This window comes from Fulvivirga sedimenti (assembly GCF_020328055.1).
Genome location: NZ_JAIXNE010000002.1, coordinates 476,018 through 491,184, shown reverse-complemented (window position 1 = coordinate 491,184; position 15,167 = coordinate 476,018). Strand labels below are relative to the sequence as shown.

At 44.5% G+C, this 15,167-nt stretch carries 14 protein-coding genes and 1 tRNA gene; 8 read left to right on the top strand and 7 right to left on the bottom strand.

The window, feature by feature from the left end:
* Positions 1 to 58: 58 nt before the first annotated feature.
* Positions 59 to 835, bottom strand: coding sequence for a hypothetical protein (locus LDX50_RS08470; protein WP_225698008.1), 777 nt, complete (start codon positions 833 to 835; stop codon positions 59 to 61).
* Positions 836 to 1,006: 171 nt separating this feature from the next.
* Positions 1,007 to 1,915 carry an alpha/beta hydrolase gene (locus LDX50_RS08465; protein ID WP_225698007.1) on the bottom strand — a complete coding sequence of 303 codons (909 nt, stop codon included), beginning with the start codon at positions 1,913 to 1,915 and terminating at the stop codon, positions 1,007 to 1,009.
* 118 nt (positions 1,916 to 2,033) lie between these two features.
* Between LDX50_RS08465 and LDX50_RS08460 the strand changes: the two genes are divergently transcribed.
* The 6 genes from LDX50_RS08460 to LDX50_RS08435 all read left to right on the top strand — a co-directional run bounded on the left by LDX50_RS08460 (position 2,034) and on the right by LDX50_RS08435 (position 7,404).
* Entirely contained in the window at positions 2,034 to 2,402 is a 369-nt protein-coding gene (locus LDX50_RS08460) for a hypothetical protein (RefSeq protein WP_225698006.1), read from the top strand.
* 210 nt (positions 2,403 to 2,612) lie between these two features.
* Positions 2,613 to 2,960 carry a putative quinol monooxygenase gene (locus tag LDX50_RS08455; protein WP_225698005.1) on the top strand — a complete coding sequence of 116 codons (348 nt, stop codon included), beginning with the start codon at positions 2,613 to 2,615 and terminating at the stop codon, positions 2,958 to 2,960.
* 30 nt (positions 2,961 to 2,990) lie between these two features.
* Positions 2,991 to 3,527, top strand: a complete 537-nt coding sequence (locus LDX50_RS08450) for a DsrE family protein (RefSeq protein WP_225698004.1) — start codon at positions 2,991 to 2,993, stop codon at positions 3,525 to 3,527.
* A gap of 273 nt (positions 3,528 to 3,800) precedes the next feature.
* Entirely contained in the window at positions 3,801 to 6,176 is a 2,376-nt protein-coding gene (locus tag LDX50_RS08445) for an ABC transporter permease (RefSeq protein WP_225698003.1), read from the top strand.
* A gap of 74 nt (positions 6,177 to 6,250) precedes the next feature.
* A complete protein-coding gene (locus LDX50_RS08440) occupies positions 6,251 to 6,772 on the top strand; it encodes a hypothetical protein (protein ID WP_225698002.1) in 522 nt (173 codons plus the stop codon).
* A 23-nt stretch (positions 6,773 to 6,795) separates the two neighbouring features.
* Positions 6,796 to 7,404, top strand: coding sequence for a TMEM175 family protein (locus LDX50_RS08435; RefSeq protein ID WP_225698001.1), 609 nt, complete (start codon positions 6,796 to 6,798; stop codon positions 7,402 to 7,404).
* 355 nt (positions 7,405 to 7,759) lie between these two features.
* Here the strand turns inward: LDX50_RS08435 and LDX50_RS08430 are convergent.
* A tRNA-Ile gene (locus LDX50_RS08430) sits at positions 7,760 to 7,833 on the bottom strand.
* Positions 7,834 to 7,987: 154 nt separating this feature from the next.
* Between LDX50_RS08430 and LDX50_RS08425 the strand changes: the two genes are divergently transcribed.
* Positions 7,988 to 8,614, top strand: a complete 627-nt coding sequence (locus LDX50_RS08425; protein ID WP_225698000.1) for an HAD family hydrolase — start codon at positions 7,988 to 7,990, stop codon at positions 8,612 to 8,614.
* Here the strand turns inward: LDX50_RS08425 and LDX50_RS08420 are convergent.
* Both LDX50_RS08420 and LDX50_RS08415 read right to left on the bottom strand, forming a co-directional pair.
* On the bottom strand, positions 8,611 to 9,912 hold the full coding sequence (locus LDX50_RS08420; protein WP_225697999.1) for a GntP family permease: 1,302 nt from the start codon (positions 9,910 to 9,912) through the stop codon (positions 8,611 to 8,613). The genes LDX50_RS08425 and LDX50_RS08420 overlap by 4 nt on opposite strands.
* A gap of 62 nt (positions 9,913 to 9,974) precedes the next feature.
* A complete protein-coding gene (locus LDX50_RS08415; RefSeq protein WP_225697998.1) occupies positions 9,975 to 11,105 on the bottom strand; it encodes a tetratricopeptide repeat protein in 1,131 nt (376 codons plus the stop codon).
* A 222-nt stretch (positions 11,106 to 11,327) separates the two neighbouring features.
* Between LDX50_RS08415 and LDX50_RS08410 the strand changes: the two genes are divergently transcribed.
* A complete protein-coding gene (locus LDX50_RS08410; protein WP_225697997.1) occupies positions 11,328 to 12,437 on the top strand; it encodes a site-2 protease family protein in 1,110 nt (369 codons plus the stop codon).
* 1 nt (position 12,438) lies between these two features.
* Here the strand turns inward: LDX50_RS08410 and LDX50_RS08405 are convergent, their stop codons facing one another.
* Both LDX50_RS08405 and LDX50_RS08400 read right to left on the bottom strand, forming a co-directional pair.
* Entirely contained in the window at positions 12,439 to 14,343 is a 1,905-nt protein-coding gene (locus LDX50_RS08405; RefSeq protein ID WP_225697996.1) for a T9SS type A sorting domain-containing protein, read from the bottom strand.
* Positions 14,343 to 15,140: a PASTA domain-containing protein gene (locus LDX50_RS08400; protein WP_225697995.1), complete on the bottom strand. Its 798-nt coding sequence runs from the start codon at positions 15,138 to 15,140 to the stop codon at positions 14,343 to 14,345. Before LDX50_RS08400 ends, LDX50_RS08405 begins: the two co-directional genes overlap by 1 nt.
* Between the last annotated feature and the right edge of the window lie 27 nt (positions 15,141 to 15,167).

The following is a 15,167-nucleotide window of genomic DNA, read 5'->3' as shown; positions in this document are numbered from 1 at the left end:
AAGTGCTGAAAAGAAAAAAGGCGAACTGAGATTCGCCTTTTTTTATATATGTAGAATTTTAACGCACCATCATGATCAGTTGGGCGATTTTTCTGTGTCGCAGATCCCTGGTTTGAATTCCACTTGATGCAGCCATCATGCCCATATAATCCGAAGGGTCTACCGGAGATTCAATGTCATTCACCAATTGAGCAAGATCCTCAAACATACTCACAGTTATGTGGGTAGCATAGGTTTCAGATCCGGAAGGAAGGATTACGCGAACGAGTCCCCAATTCATTTTTTCACCTGCATCCACCGCCTGCTGGTGCCAGACTTTGTAGATACTTTCTTCCATTTTCTCATAATTTTCATCCAGTTCTTTCATGAAGTCAAGCGTTGCGTAGATGCCCACTTTCATTTCCGGACCGTTAATGGTAGCTGAGATTTCCTTCATATATAATTGTGTTGCAATGTCTCGGCTTGCCACGGTTTTGTTCATCATGGCATCAAGATCTTTGTCGGAAATATTGTGGGCTTTTTTTGCGTATGCCCGTATCTGACTTTCACTCATTGGTGTCATCATTTTTTCAAGGCTTGAATACAGTGTAACAGTCAGGTATTGTGCTCCCTGATCCGAACCATTCGGGGTTAGGGACCATAAATCCCAGCCGTCAATAGTCCCGTCCGCAACCCGTTGCTGATGAATTTTTGACCAGAATGTCTCTATTTCCATATAATCCCCCCCATTTGTGTCTTCAACCTTCATGAATTCAAAAACGAGATAAGGTAAGTCCTGGGCAAACATGCTGGATGCCATGAAGATGACCAGGCATAAGGTGAATAACTTTTTCATGATTGTTAATAGTTTGATTGGTATTATAAGATAATTAAATCTCTGGATTATCAGAAGATTATTTGTGATTAATAATTTCAACAAATCAATCACACTCACTTCATGAAATGCTGATTGTGAAAATCAAATCCGTTTGCTGTTTGTTCTTAAATAATTCAGGCTATGCTGATGTTATTTAGCTATTGATGTCGGGTGATCCCGGTAATTCTGGCGGATGAAATCAATTACATAATTGCGGTATGGGCTTTCCTCTTCATAAGACATGTTTTTCCACAGCGCAGCATGGGTCAGTGTATTTGCATAGATTACCTGGATGTTGCGAAAATCTGTCTGTTGAATCCTCTCTTCAAAGAGGCGTGTATAGTTCTGCACAGTTATATCGCTTATAAGCAGCATAGGTATTGAGAGGTTATCCAGGTATGTAACAGGCGAGGCACTGATCAGATCTTGTTTGTTTGGTCCGAATACGGCCTGAACATGAAGTTCTGCAAGTTCAGGTCTGTCACTGTTTAACAATGCGTTGTAGTAGTCCACCAGGTCGAAAGCCCCGGAAATTGGGATCACACCCCTGAACAGGTCTGATGGTAATCCTGCGGCCTTTAAATAATCCGGATCCATGGTAATGAGCGCTGCAAGATGTGCGCCGGAAGAAAAGCCGCCGATGAATATATTGCTCTTGTCGATACCGTAGGTTCTTGCATGATCATACAGCCACTTCACGGCAGCTGCGAGGTCCTGCATATGTGCGGGATGCTGTATGCCCGAATTCAGGGAGGGGTCGCGCCATGTGGCCGGACTGAGCCTGTGGCCGATGGAGGCCACGGCAATTCCTTCTTCCGCAATTTTACGGGCCAGGTCCATTTCCACATTTCGGTCGACATAGGACCAGGCGCCGCCTCCGATCCAGATAAGAAGCGGGGCAGGAGATTTCACATTTTGCGGAATTACAAGGTTTAACCGGCGAAGGCTGTCTTCAGCCGGTAGCCCGTTAATGTAGGGGAGGTCGTTAAACTCCCTGCTTTGCGCAAGAAGAAAACAGGGCAGGCTGCAAAAGAATAAGACTAATGTTCGTATGATCATGATGGAAGGGTTTCCTTTTTTTACGTAATAGTTAAACATTTGATGTGATCGGGAAGAATTTATTCAGAAAGAAGGGGCATTACGAATTAATACTGATAAAATTTTCTATTTTCTACTCATGAAAAACAGTGTGTTGGTGATACTTTTTTTGTTCGGAATGATCGCCTGCAGCGATCGGGAAACGGAATCTTCGGTTGAAACGGTTACGGAGGTGGGCCTGGATTGGAAGAAATGGAAGATGAAAAGGGAAGGGAACTATCCTTTTCGGGAAGAAATGTATATGGAGGTCTTATACAGTGATTCGCTTCGAACGCTTTCGAAAACACAGATCCTTGATTTGTTGGGAAAGCCCGACAGGACGAATGGAGAGTATATTTATTATGTTATCGATGAATCAAATCTCGGATTCTGGACCCTCAACAGTAAATCGCTGGTTTTTAAATTTACAACGGCGGATTCTGTTGAGTGGATCAAGCTGCATGAATAGACGGGGCAATGACGAAACTGAAGAAGGATTTTGGTCTGTCCGCATAGGTGACTATTTTACCCCTAAGCAAGGGGGTTTGGGGAGTATGATTAAAAATCCGGAGAGGTTTTGGCTGTAAGAACTAAAAATTATCTCTTTTTATATTTTTAATGAATCTTAAGTCCCACATTTATTTTTACGCACCCATCACTAACATTTAATTTATTAATAATGACAGAGATTCAGGTAATCGCCCATTTGAATATTAAGCCAGGAAAAATTGATGAGTTTAAAACGCTGGCCCATTCCTGTATTGAAATGGTGAAACAAAAGGATAAGGGAACATTACAATACGATTGGTATTTTAATGAAAACAACACCGTATGCATAGTTCATGAGCGTTATATTAATGCAGAAGCGGGCCTCCAGCATATTGCCAATCTGGGAGAACTGGTGGTTGCGTTATTTGAATTGTGTGATATGTCTTTTGATATATTCGGAAGTCCTACCCAGGAACTTAAAAATGCGCTGGAAGGAATGAATATCACATATTATGAATTTGCCGCAGGTATTAATTAAAACGGTGTACCCGGAACCATCCATAATCCTATGAAAAAACATTTTATTCTTCTCCTTCTGATAATTTTCTCAGTTGCTCTTTCCCAGGCCCAGGAGATCGTATTTCCGGCTGTTCAGGGATATGGCGGAGTGAACCCGGTCCCTTTTGAGGCCGAAAAACCGGATCCCGCGGCGCAGTACAAATTTGTGATTGAGCTGGGGCACAGGTATTCCGACAAGACCCAGGTAGCCGATATGCTGGATTACGCTGCCCGGATGTATAATCTCCACATTTACGCAGGAGTACCCAGAGAAAATATTCAACTGGCCATCGTGGTTTATTCCAGTTCTACTGCAATTGCGATGGCTGACGCAACCTACAGTCAACGGTTTGATCAGACAAATCCGAACGCCGCCCTGCTTGAGGAGCTTATAAGAAACGGCATTCAGGTTATCGTCTGCGGTCAGTCCATGATGAAGCAAAACCTGCTTCCCGGCGACATATATCCGGGTATCAAAATGGCCGTATCCAGATTTACGGCCACTACCGATCTGATGGGTAAAGGTTATAAGTTGTTCGTATTGTAACTTTGGGAAGGTTGAAAATTATATAGTCAATGTTATAAGTACGATTGAGTAAAATGGAGAAGTTATTGCATATTTATAAATTGAAGAGCTCCTGGAAGCTGTCGACGGTAATCTGTTTGAGCTTTTGCCCGGCATCAACACAAGTATGGGAGAGTACTTGCCTCGATTTTTTACCTGCTTAATGTAGTACAGTTTATGCAACCATTTTCATTTAACAGCCCCCGTTTTTACAGGTCGCTGTACGAGAGTTACATTCGGGTGATTCTGCGTAGCATGAAGAGGAAGAAAGCGACTACAGCCATGAATGTGTTTGGAATGGCCCTGACTTTTTTAATCTGCATGGCTATTTTTTCTTATGTGTCCCATGAAATGTCTTTCGATAAGTACCATAAAAATGTGGATAGGATTTACCGTGTCACTTATCGGTTTCAAAATGCCAATGGTTATGACATCCAGTGGGCCCGGATGAACCAGACCTGGGTAAATGAATTGCCTAACAGCTTTCCACAGATTGATAAATTAGTTCGTTTTCAGTCTTTCAGAACCAGGGACATTCAGATCGGCAGTAATAATTTCAGAGAAAACTATGCGTATGCCGTGGATAAGGAGGTTTTCGATCTGTTCGATTTTGAGATCGTTAAAGGCAGCCTGGCAGAATCGTTAACACCATATACCGTAGTGCTAACCACCACTTCTGCACAAAAATATTTTGGAAGTGAAGATCCAATTGGTGAGACCATGGAGATTTCCAATGATTTGGGCATCAAAGAAACCTACAAAGTTAGTGCAGTCATAAAGGACCCTCCATCAAATACGCATTTACCCATCACACTACTCACCAGCATTAACAGTGAGAACGAACGGACAGGCTGGGCATATGTTTACATGCTTCTGAAAGATAAAGCCGATATTCAATCCATTCAGGAGAAAATGCCGGATTTCATTGCTGACCATGAAAATTTGGCTGATGAAGATAAATTGACTGTAAATTTTCAACCGCTTACTTCCATTCATCTTCATTCCAACTTGAGCAGGGAGATTGTCGCCAATGGAAATATAAAGTACGTCGTCATCTTCATTTTTGTCGGTTTGTTTTTGCTGATTATTGGAACCGTCAATTTCATAAACCTCAACACCATACAGTCACTTGAACGTATCAAGGAATTCGGACTAAGACAAAGCTTCGGGGCTCCAAAAGGAGAAATGAAAGTTCAGATGGTATTGGAGGCGTTGATTATTGCTCTTTTCAGTGCTGCCATCGCTCTCGTAGTTTTTACAACAGGCCTGAAATATTTTGAGCAATTTGTTGGGCACAGCCTTGTGTTTTCCTATTTGGAAATGGTTTTAGGCCTGATTGCACTGACGGGTCTTATTTCCCTCGTTTCTGCATTAATTACAGGCTTGTCAATGATGCGTATAGATTTTGGGCAGATCGGCAACTGGTTTAAACCATCCGCCAGTTACAAGAGTGTACAAAAGTATATCTTGTTAGGGCTGCAGTTTTCGGCAATGCTTTTATTAATTACCAGCATGGTAATTATACAACGGCAGTTCACGTATATGACACAGAAAAATCTCGGCTATGAAAGTGATCAGATCCTGGTTCTCAGGAATAATAACCGAGAGGTGATGCGTAAATATAAAAGCTTTAAAAATGAATTGAAGAGGATATCCGGGGTGCTCGATCTTACGGCCGTTATGGAGGTGCCTTCTGTGCCGGTAAAAGATCAGGGGCCTGTCACGGTTTTGGGTGATGAGCAAAACACTATCTCTGCCGATATGCAGGTAATGGATCTGAATGCCCCTGAGTTATTAGGAATTGAGTTTATAGCCGGCAGTCAGTTGCCGCAATATTTGCAGCAGTCGACAGATCAGCCGGATTCTGTTTTGTGGGAAAACTTTGCAACCAAGCAACGGGCTTATCTCATTAATGAATCGGCCTGTAAAAAGTTGGGATGGAGTCCTGAGGAGGCTATCGGTCAGCAAATCAACTGGTCCATTGGAGATTTTAGCCTGCAGCATGGACCTGTAACGGGTGTGATTAGAGACTTTCACCAGGAAAGTCTGAATGAGCAAATCAGACCCGTAGTCATCACTTATGAACCGCTCTGGGTTCGCCATATGCTGGTTAAAATAAATTCAGATGATCATTTCGGGTTGTATAGCTCGATTGAAGACTTATGGAAAAATACCTTCCCCGACCAGCCCCTGGAAATCAGCAATCTTGATTACGAGTTGGAGCAACAGTACCTTCAGGAAAAGAAACAGTTAAAACTGATATCATCCTTCACTTTTTTGGCCATACTGATTGCATTTATCGGTCTTTACGGAATGATGGCCTATACCATCAAACTTAGGCTTAAAGAACTGGCGATAAGAAGAGTGCTCGGCTCCAACTGGTTAAATTCGTTACGGTTATTAAGCCGTGAGTATATGATACTTGCGCTGGTATCGATGATCATCGTTTTTCCGTTGGCATATTGGCTTATGAACGGGTGGCTGGCTAACTATGCCTATCATATTTCAATCAATGGTACAGGTTTTTTACTCTCGGGAGGATTGCTATTTATGCTGATATCTTTGACGCTCACGTATCAGATAACAGTCACCACCAATAAGAATCCTTCAACTGTGCTGAGAGGGGAGTGATAGTTGTCTATTGCGATGTTGTAGTATTGTAACTAACTTATCTGTTCAACAAGATTCCTGCAGCAAAGAGAAATATGGAAAACAGACTTCAGAAAATAAGTATCGTCACCGAGGTGGTAGGTGCCGTAGCGATTGTCATCTCACTGATTTTTGTCGGTATTCAGTTTACAGAAAACACCAAGGCGACAAAGTCGGCAACAGCTGCGAGTACGGTCGCTACCATTTCTTCATGGTATACTGAAATGGGGAATAATCAGCAATCAAGCAGTCTGTTCTATAATTTCATGGCAAATCCTGATTCATTAACTTCTGAAGAAAGATTTCAGGTAATCATCAGTTTGCATGGCCTGTTTCTGACATTTCAAAACAGTTTCTATTTAAGTCAGCAAGGAACACTCGATTCACACATAGAAGAATCAATTACAAAGGCTGCCGTAGGCGTAAAGGACCAGCCCGGGTTTAGGCTTTTCTGGAAATTGCGCAGAGAATTGTTCTTCCCTGAATTTCAGAAACATATCGATGACATTGTTAATACAGAGATTGATATATCTGAGGGATTGTACAAGGCGGTCGAAGGTGAAAAATCAACTGATTAAGAATTAATATAAAGTGGAAGGAAATGAAAGATGAAAAGACTGGTCCTGAGCGGCTTAATGCTTTAAGTGATGGCGTAATAGCAATTGCGTTGACACTTCTGGTCCTGGGAATAGATATCCCTGATGATCATGACTTTAATCAGGATGGCTTGTTGGCGTTCTTAATAAAACTGGAACCTGCCTTAATTGCGTATGTCACCAGCTTTCTGATCGTCGCTATTTACTGGATCATCCATCATCGTATTTTCAATGTGGTGAGTTTTGTTAATCGGACAATTATAGTTTTAAATATCATTTTTCTGTTTTCAATTTCCCTGATACCCTTTATTTCCAAATTGAAATCATTGTACCGATATGATTTTTTTGTTGTGGGAATATTTGCAATGGCACATATCATAACGGGTATTACCCTCTTTTTCATATGGAATTATTTAACAGCGAATAACGAATATCTCAAGTTTCCCGTGGACAGGAACATGAAGAGAAACATTGCTTATAAAATTCTGGTAATTCCGATAATTAGCGCAATTGCAATCCCGGTTGCAGCTTTTAACATTCATTTAGGTACCTATATATTTATTTTTATTCCTGTTATTTATGGTATAATTTTTCGGAACAAGAACCAAAGTTAACAGGCACCTGGATTAAGCATCAAAGAGAAGGCTCCGGCAGACAGGCTTCTCGCCCTGGTGAGTATAAATCATTTTCAGACAACCGTATCCTGCTTCGCCCACTGAGGCCAAAGCGAAGGTGGGTATCCTTAAACAAGTTCAGGGTAAACTTCTCGCCCAGGTGGAAATTAATAACGTTCCACTCAAAACTCCTGTATCCTGTTGCTGCATCCTCAAACTAAAAAAGCCACGACTATGTCGCGGCTTTTTTCCCGCCTTCGCTTTGATTCTAAGAAGTGGGCTGCGCCCACCATAGCCCGCCAAAAAGAGCATAAAAATGCCCGCCATAGCAGTATAAAGCTATGGCGGGCGAAGGTGGGCCCACCTGGGCTCGAACCAGGGACCACCTGATTATGAGTCAGGTGCTCTAACCAACTGAGCTATAGGCCCGGAGCAGCTAATGGGTAATAGGGAATAGGGAATAGACCCAAACGCTATTTCCACACTGCCGTGCGGTGATGAGAGCTATGCTCATCTTCACCTTTCACTTGTTAAGTGACTGCAATGTTACATATTTGTATAGTATTTTCAAACAAAACAAAAAGTGGATAATAACAAGCCGACACATATTATTTTCGACCTGGGTGGAGTACTGATCAACCTGGATATGCCCCGGACTTTTAAAGCATTTCAGGAATTGGCGCCACAGTCAGAAGTTAACTGGAAGGAAATGCTGCACCATCCTATACCGCTGCGCTATGAACAGGGCTTTATATCCGACGCTGAATTTCGTGACGGACTGAGGGAGATTCTTAAAGCAAATGTGAGCGATGAACAGATCGACTGGGCCTGGAACCAGATGATTCTTGATTTTCCGGAAGACAGGTTCCCTTTGCTGGAGGAGCTGGCAGAAAAGTATGTAGTTCTCCTTTTGAGTAATACCAATGATATCCACCTGCGCTATGTGCATTCGAAAGTTCAGGAGATGGGTTACGAGGAACTGGATCAGTTCTTTACAAAAGCACATTATTCCCACCGCATGGGACTGCGAAAGCCAGATCAGGCCATTTATCAGGCCGTACTGGCTGAACATGATATCCGGGGTGCCCAGGCATTGTTTATCGATGATAATCCCTTCAATATCCGTGCAGCCGGTGAAATGGGTATCCAGACGCATCATCTCACGGATATCAATACACTTCCCGATTTCATCAGCTCCAGGTTGCTCTAAATCAACGATAAAATCCAGCAGGAAACAAAGCCCGTCAGCCCCAGCACCAATGTAAGCACGCTGAAATACTGGTAACTCTCGCGTACCGACAGGTCTGAAAATTTCGAAACAACCCAGAAGTAGGAATCATTGGCATGGGAGATCGCCATTGCTCCCGACCCGATTGCACTAATCAGCAACGCCGTTTCCCAACCGGATAACCCGCCAGTAAGCGGAAATAAAATTGAGCTGGTAATTACAATTGCCGCAGTACTCGAACCCTGGGCAGTTTTAATGATCAGCGCGCCTGTAAATCCTATCAGCAACAAATGAGCGAATGTTCCGCCGGAGGTGATAAATGTCTCGGACAACGAGGTTGATAATGAACTTTCTTTCAGGACTTGTCCGAAAGCACCCCCCATACCGGTGATCAAAACAATCGGCAGCGCGTCTGCAGTACCTTTCTTCCAAAGCGTAAACTTCCTTTTTTCAACACCGATCTGAAACCATGCGATCATGGTTCCGATGAAAAGGGCAGTGACCGGATGTACTACAATACTCATCCACAGCGGTAATTCACCCTCATGCAGGGCGGAAGCAACGGATCCCAGCGAAATTAAAATCATGGCGGCAAGTACCGGAAGGAGTAATGCGGCATGAGGAACAAGATTTTCAGGATGTCCAATGGTTTGCTGACGATGATTTCTCGATAACCAGGTTGTGCCCATAATCAGTACCAACAGGATCGGGATACTTACCAGCAAGCCGCTTCCGAGAACCAGACCCAGCTCACCGCCCATTCCTAAATTTCCGGCCGCTGCCACAGGTCCCGGTGTAGGCGGGATCAAGGTATGGGCCGTATAGAGTCCGCCTGCCAGTGCCATGGCCGTATAGCGTCGTTTTATCCCGTTCTGATCCGCCATGCCATTCGCAACCCTTGAAAGAATGATAAACCCGGAATCACAGAAGACCGGTATCCCAACCACAAGGCCAAGAACCGAAAGGGAAGTCAGTGGTCTATCCCTTCCAAAAATGCGTAATACATAGGAGATGATCGTGTCCATGGCTCCCGAATGCTCCATCAATGTGCCAAGAACCGCGCCCAGGATAATTACAATACCTACTCCTAAAACCACGTTTCTGAATCCTGAGTACAGGGCATTCATGATGGTTGGGATATCAAAACCCAGTACAAACCCTGTAATAATCGCCGCCAGTCCGAGGGCAATCGCCGGATGCAGCCGGAACACCGATATCGATAAAATAATCCCGGCAACAACACCGGCAAGAAGAAGGAGTATTTCAATAATCGGGCTCATTCGGCAGGGCTAATAGAATTCAAAATAATCAAATCAGCCCATGGAACAATGCTCAGCGCGTTTTATTCCGGACAGATGCGGCGTCTGGCCTCCGCTGCAACGGATAACCCTGTGGCCTTTGTGAGCTCTTTACAGGCCTCATCCAGACGACCAAGATTGTAGAGAGTAATACCTTTATGATAATGCGCAAGAGGATAGTCCTTCTGATACATCAGTGCCACCTCATAGTCGTTCAGGGCATTCCCATATTCCTCAAGCTGATACAATACATTGCCCCGGTTGAGGTAGGCTGAAGCCATATTAGGCCGCAGTTCTATGGCCCTTGAAAAATCGGCAAAGGCTTCCTCGTAAAACCTGAGCCGCATCAGGACTATCCCCCGGTTCAGCCATGTAGTGGGTTCGTCGGGGTCAAGCTCAATAGCTTCATTAAAGTCTTTTAGTGCGGCTTCATTGGCGCCGGTCAGCAGCCGGGCCCTTCCACGGCTTCGGTAAGCATGGGGAGAATTCGGATTGTCAGCGATAGCTTCCGAATAGAATTCAATGGCTTTGCGGGAGTCGCCTTCCTCGTCGATCATCATAGCCAGCGTATTTTTTGCAATCGTATGGCCGGGATCGATGATAAGAACGTTGCGCAATTCCTGTTCCGCTTTTGTGCGCATGCCCATGGCAAGGTAGGTAACAGCACGGTTAGTCAGGTAGTCTGAGTTTTCCGGTTGAACAAACAATGCAGAATCAAAATAGGAGATGGCTTTATCAAGCTGACCGGTTCCGCGGTAGGTGAGGCCAAGGTAATTATCAAGGAAACTCCGGTCATTGGTTTGTGTGGTGAAAATACCCTCGACCCCTTCCTCGTTGGCCTTTTGCCGGTAATAAACCCTGTTGGTGACACCCCCCGGCAGCTTTTTAAGGCGGAGGAATCCATCCCTGGCCTGCTCATAATGCCCCTGCCTGTAGTTTAGCTCACTGTAGGAAAACAGGGCTTCCCGATTTTCGGGGAACCAGTTTAAGTACAGGATATAATCCTGTATAGCGCCCTCATTGTCATTCAGTGCTGCCCTGCAATCCGCGCGGTACAGGTATCCTTCTTCAAGCCTCGGATAAATTCGGATGGCATCATTGAAATATTTCAACGCTTCGCTGTAATCACGCTGCGCCCAGTGGATTAATCCCTCATCAAACTTTTGTTCCGCCAAAAGCAGTTTTTGTGCGGAAACATCTAAAGTGCACAGAAGAAAAAGAACAATAATGAATAAACGCGCCATATGGTGTACAACAAAATCGTGTTTTTGATAGTTGCATCCCCTGAGGGGGGAGATTACCGGAAATTACAAACAAAAACCGGTTTTTGTTGATTAATGAAATGATGGAAACATTGTTTCACGTATTGTTTGCACGTATAATTGAGGTGTTGATATATGAAAGGAATTAAGCGCATCTACATCATTCAGCTGGTATTGTTTCTTACAACCTTCGTTACAGTCACTCTTTCCGGGGAATACTGGATGCGCGGTAAACTCCCGGGATTCACCGAATTTACCTGGAAGGATTTTCAGGAAGGTTTACTTTTTACCCTGCCATTCCTTGGGTTTCTTACAGTTCATGAATTCGGGCACTACTTCACTGCACGTAAGCATAACGTAGATACAACCCTGCCTTACTATATTCCACTGCCCCCATTTTTCCTTGTCGGAACGCTCGGAGCAATTATCCGGATCAGGGAAAAGATTCAGTCGAAAAAGAAATATTTTGATATTGGTATTGCAGGACCGCTGGCCGGATTTGTGATTGCTGTTCTTTCACTCGCATACGGCTTCACACATTTACCTGATCAATCCTATCTGTATGAAATCCATCCGGAATATGCGGAATCAGGCATTCAGGAGGGCGCGGCGATGGCAGACTCCGATTCGGTGATCAATCTGGCTATAGGAAAGAATCTACTGTATCTGGCCATGGAGAAAACTTTGCCAGGAACGGATGACTTCATTCCCCCGGCCAATGAAATTATACATTATCCGTTTCTATTTGCAGGATTCCTCGCCTTGTTCTTTACAGCATTAAATTTACTGCCCATAGGACAGCTCGATGGCGGTCATGTGCTGTACGGACTAATAGGGTGGAAGCCTCATTCGTATGTGGCGAGGATTATTTTCTCGGCATTTCTGTTTTATGCCGGACTTGGATTATTCACTCCGAATGATACGCAGGAAGAGCTCCTCTGGGCGCCGCTGTATGTGGGATTTCTCTATTATGTGTTACGGAGTTTCAAGAAACCTCCGCAGACTACTTTGATGTACGCCCTGATTATGTTTACCGCGCAGTTTCTCATTCCTATGATCTATCCTGAGCTTGTGGGCTACAGCGGTTGGCTGCTGTTTGCATTCATGATCAGTCGCCTGATTGGCATCGAACATCCCCGAGCGACGGATGAAGAACCGCTGAACAGGACTCGTCAGATATTGGGTTGGATTGCCTTGCTCATTTTTGTGATATCCTTCAGCCCTGCACCGTTCATAATTGGCTGAATTATTTTCTGAAGATCTTCAGGGATTGATACTGGCCATTGGAAAGCCTTACCTGCAGAATATACAATCCAGACCGGAAAGTGCTGAGATCCACCAGCACAGGATCACCGAGACCCGGTGTGACATTTCCTGATTTCATCGATTTTCCTGTGATATCCATCACGGTCCATGAGTGCACGTTGCCCCTCAAATAGAAGTTCCCATCAGTGCTGGGATTCGGCCATAGCTGTAATTCTTCCGAGATCAATGGGTCATTACCAACAATTACATCGTCCACCTTTCCAAAGACGGGTCGGAGCATGAGACTTCCCGGTACAAGTGAATTTTCTTCCCACTGGATGTCCAGGTTAAAGAACATTTTTGTGCCCGAGAAGGTGTTTAAATCCAATCCTAAACCCAGTTCACCGTTCGTATTCTGGCGATACCCTACATAATAAGTGCCCTGTACCTTTACAGAACGGTTCAGTTCATACCGAACAAAGTTGTTCAGTCCGCCTTCACGCCGAATGGTTGTTTGTTGACGGTACAAAACATCGCCAGGTACACCTTCATCATCATTCCAGATAATCAGGTCAACCGATTTTCCGGCGGGTTCACTTCCGATAAAGGGGAAGTACATATCAACTGCGGTGATTCTCCCGCTGTCCGGGAGCAATTCAAATTGAACCGCCAGTCTGTCGGCCGCAAAATTAAGCCCTGCTGCTGCCTCCGCTGTACCATCGTCGTACGCATAGAGGTCGGTAAGGAAATAAGTGGACCTGAGCGTATCATTGATCCGGAAATCTATGGGCGCATATTTCGAAGGATCATAATCTCCGGCATCACTGATCGGACGGTTGTCTTCAGCATCGAGGATGATCTCAATGGAAACTCTGGCAGAATCACCGCCATCTATTCCACCAAAGTCAGCCAATGGTTCCCGTATGACAACCTGTTCCGTCTCCCCGATACCGATCGGACTTTCCAGTGGTTCAACAAATTCACTGTCGGAAAACTGAAAAGTATTTCCCAATGTATCTGTCACATCAATTTGATAATTGAAGAAGTATTTATAGGCTTTATTCTGATTGAATACGCCTGTAACAAGGTTTCGGATCCAGAAATAGGGCTCAATATTTTGACTGGCCAAATAGTGATCGTAGGGCACTACGAAATAATTTGACACGAAAGAAGACAACGGTTCATTAATGGCCCGATCGGGATACGACCTATCCGTGGGGTTTCTGTTACGGTTGATGTAAATGTAATCAAGGTTCCAGATATCAAACATTCCTGTCAGGTTTCCAACACTCTGAAACCTGAAACGGAATCCGGAATGAAGGAATTGAGAGGAGCTGATTGGAATAATTTCCTGATGCCAATCACCATCCATAATAGTTTCCCCGGCGACCGGCCATACGGTGATCCAGTTTCCCTGGTTATTGAGGAACTCCAGACGCAGGGAATCGTCACCGTCATTCGGCATGTTCCCTAGTCCGCCCGCCTGATAAAAGAAACTCATGTAAATGTCATCGGCAAATGAATAGCCGCTCAGATTAATTGTAGTAGAGGAGAGGCTGTCAACCAATCCGCTGACAGAACCGCTGCCATAGGGTTGGCCATTGGCATCCAGTCCGTCGAAACTAGCCACATTGAGGCTGGGAGGGGTGAAGGTGAGTCCGTCATTCAACAAGACATTCTCACTGTTTTGCCACTTTAACGGATCCAGTGTGCGTGAGGCAGAGAAATCTTCCCAAAACGGAAGTATCAATGGCTGATTATCTGTTTTAGCCGATATCCCGGATTTGCTTTCTTTGTTTTCGGCCTTTTGATATTGCGCTTGCTGAATCGGAATTAGCTTTATCTGAGCCCGCAATGTCATCATTGGGAGGGTGAGCAGGACGATAAAAGCTATGATTCTTTTCATCAATTATTCAGCATCGCTTGTGGTTCATTTCTAACGGTATCGGCCGGATTTCCCAGCCAAAGGTCAATAGGATCCCCCATTTTGATCTCAGTTCCGGCCTTGGGTGATTGACGGATGATCACGGCCCTTGTCCGTGCGGTGTCAACCTCAAGGGAGACTTGTCCCACCTGAAGGCTGGAGCCCAGAATAATAAATGTGGCATCTTCATAATTCTGTCCGATCAGATCGGGAGTAGGGATGTTGGAACGGGCAAACCCGTTACCCACCACCAGGTCTATCACACTGCCCTTGGGGAGTCTGTCCCCGGCTTTGATGATCTTTCCATCATGGTACATTTCCAGAACCAGGTTGAGGAACGGACTTGGCTTATAGTCAATATTTCCCCTGCGTAATTCATTGCTCTTCAGGACGGCCTCTGCATTTCGCAGTGAGGACTGGTTTACCAGATCCGGCACCGGTACTGAAGGCGGGTTCACACGATTTACAGAAATGAATATTTTTCGTCCTTCCTTAACCTTGGAGCCAGCTTTCGGGTACTGTTTCAAAATGGTCAGAGGAGGGAAATCATCTGAATATGCCGAATCATTGACTTCATAACGAAGGTTCCGTTGTACAACATACTGTTCAACATTATCCATATGAATGCCTTCCAGGTCAGGTACCGTCACGGTCTCGCCGTGGTTGGTTTTATTTGGTAAATAGACAAAGAAGAAAATAAGCAGTGCACCCAGGAGCAGCAAACTCATGATGCCCAGGTTGATCAGTAATGCTTTTATATTATTTGAAAAAATATTCATGATTTGAGAAATAACGCTCTAAATTAT

Coding starts and splice junctions, on each gene's coding strand:
- LDX50_RS08470 (WP_225698008.1), bottom strand. CDS start 835: ATGAAAAAGTTATTCACCTTATGCCTGGTCATCTTCATGGCATCCAGC.
- LDX50_RS08465 (WP_225698007.1), bottom strand. CDS start 1,915: ATGATCATACGAACATTAGTCTTATTCTTTTGCAGCCTGCCCTGTTTT.
- LDX50_RS08460 (WP_225698006.1), top strand. CDS start 2,034: ATGAAAAACAGTGTGTTGGTGATACTTTTTTTGTTCGGAATGATCGCC.
- LDX50_RS08455 (WP_225698005.1), top strand. CDS start 2,613: ATGACAGAGATTCAGGTAATCGCCCATTTGAATATTAAGCCAGGAAAA.
- LDX50_RS08450 (WP_225698004.1), top strand. CDS start 2,991: ATGAAAAAACATTTTATTCTTCTCCTTCTGATAATTTTCTCAGTTGCT.
- LDX50_RS08445 (WP_225698003.1), top strand. CDS start 3,801: ATGAAGAGGAAGAAAGCGACTACAGCCATGAATGTGTTTGGAATGGCC.
- LDX50_RS08440 (WP_225698002.1), top strand. CDS start 6,251: ATGGAAAACAGACTTCAGAAAATAAGTATCGTCACCGAGGTGGTAGGT.
- LDX50_RS08435 (WP_225698001.1), top strand. CDS start 6,796: ATGAAAGATGAAAAGACTGGTCCTGAGCGGCTTAATGCTTTAAGTGAT.
- LDX50_RS08420 (WP_225697999.1), bottom strand. CDS start 9,912: ATGAGCCCGATTATTGAAATACTCCTTCTTCTTGCCGGTGTTGTTGCC.
- LDX50_RS08410 (WP_225697997.1), top strand. CDS start 11,328: ATGAAAGGAATTAAGCGCATCTACATCATTCAGCTGGTATTGTTTCTT.
- LDX50_RS08405 (WP_225697996.1), bottom strand. CDS start 14,343: ATGAAAAGAATCATAGCTTTTATCGTCCTGCTCACCCTCCCAATGATG.
- LDX50_RS08400 (WP_225697995.1), bottom strand. CDS start 15,140: ATGAATATTTTTTCAAATAATATAAAAGCATTACTGATCAACCTGGGC.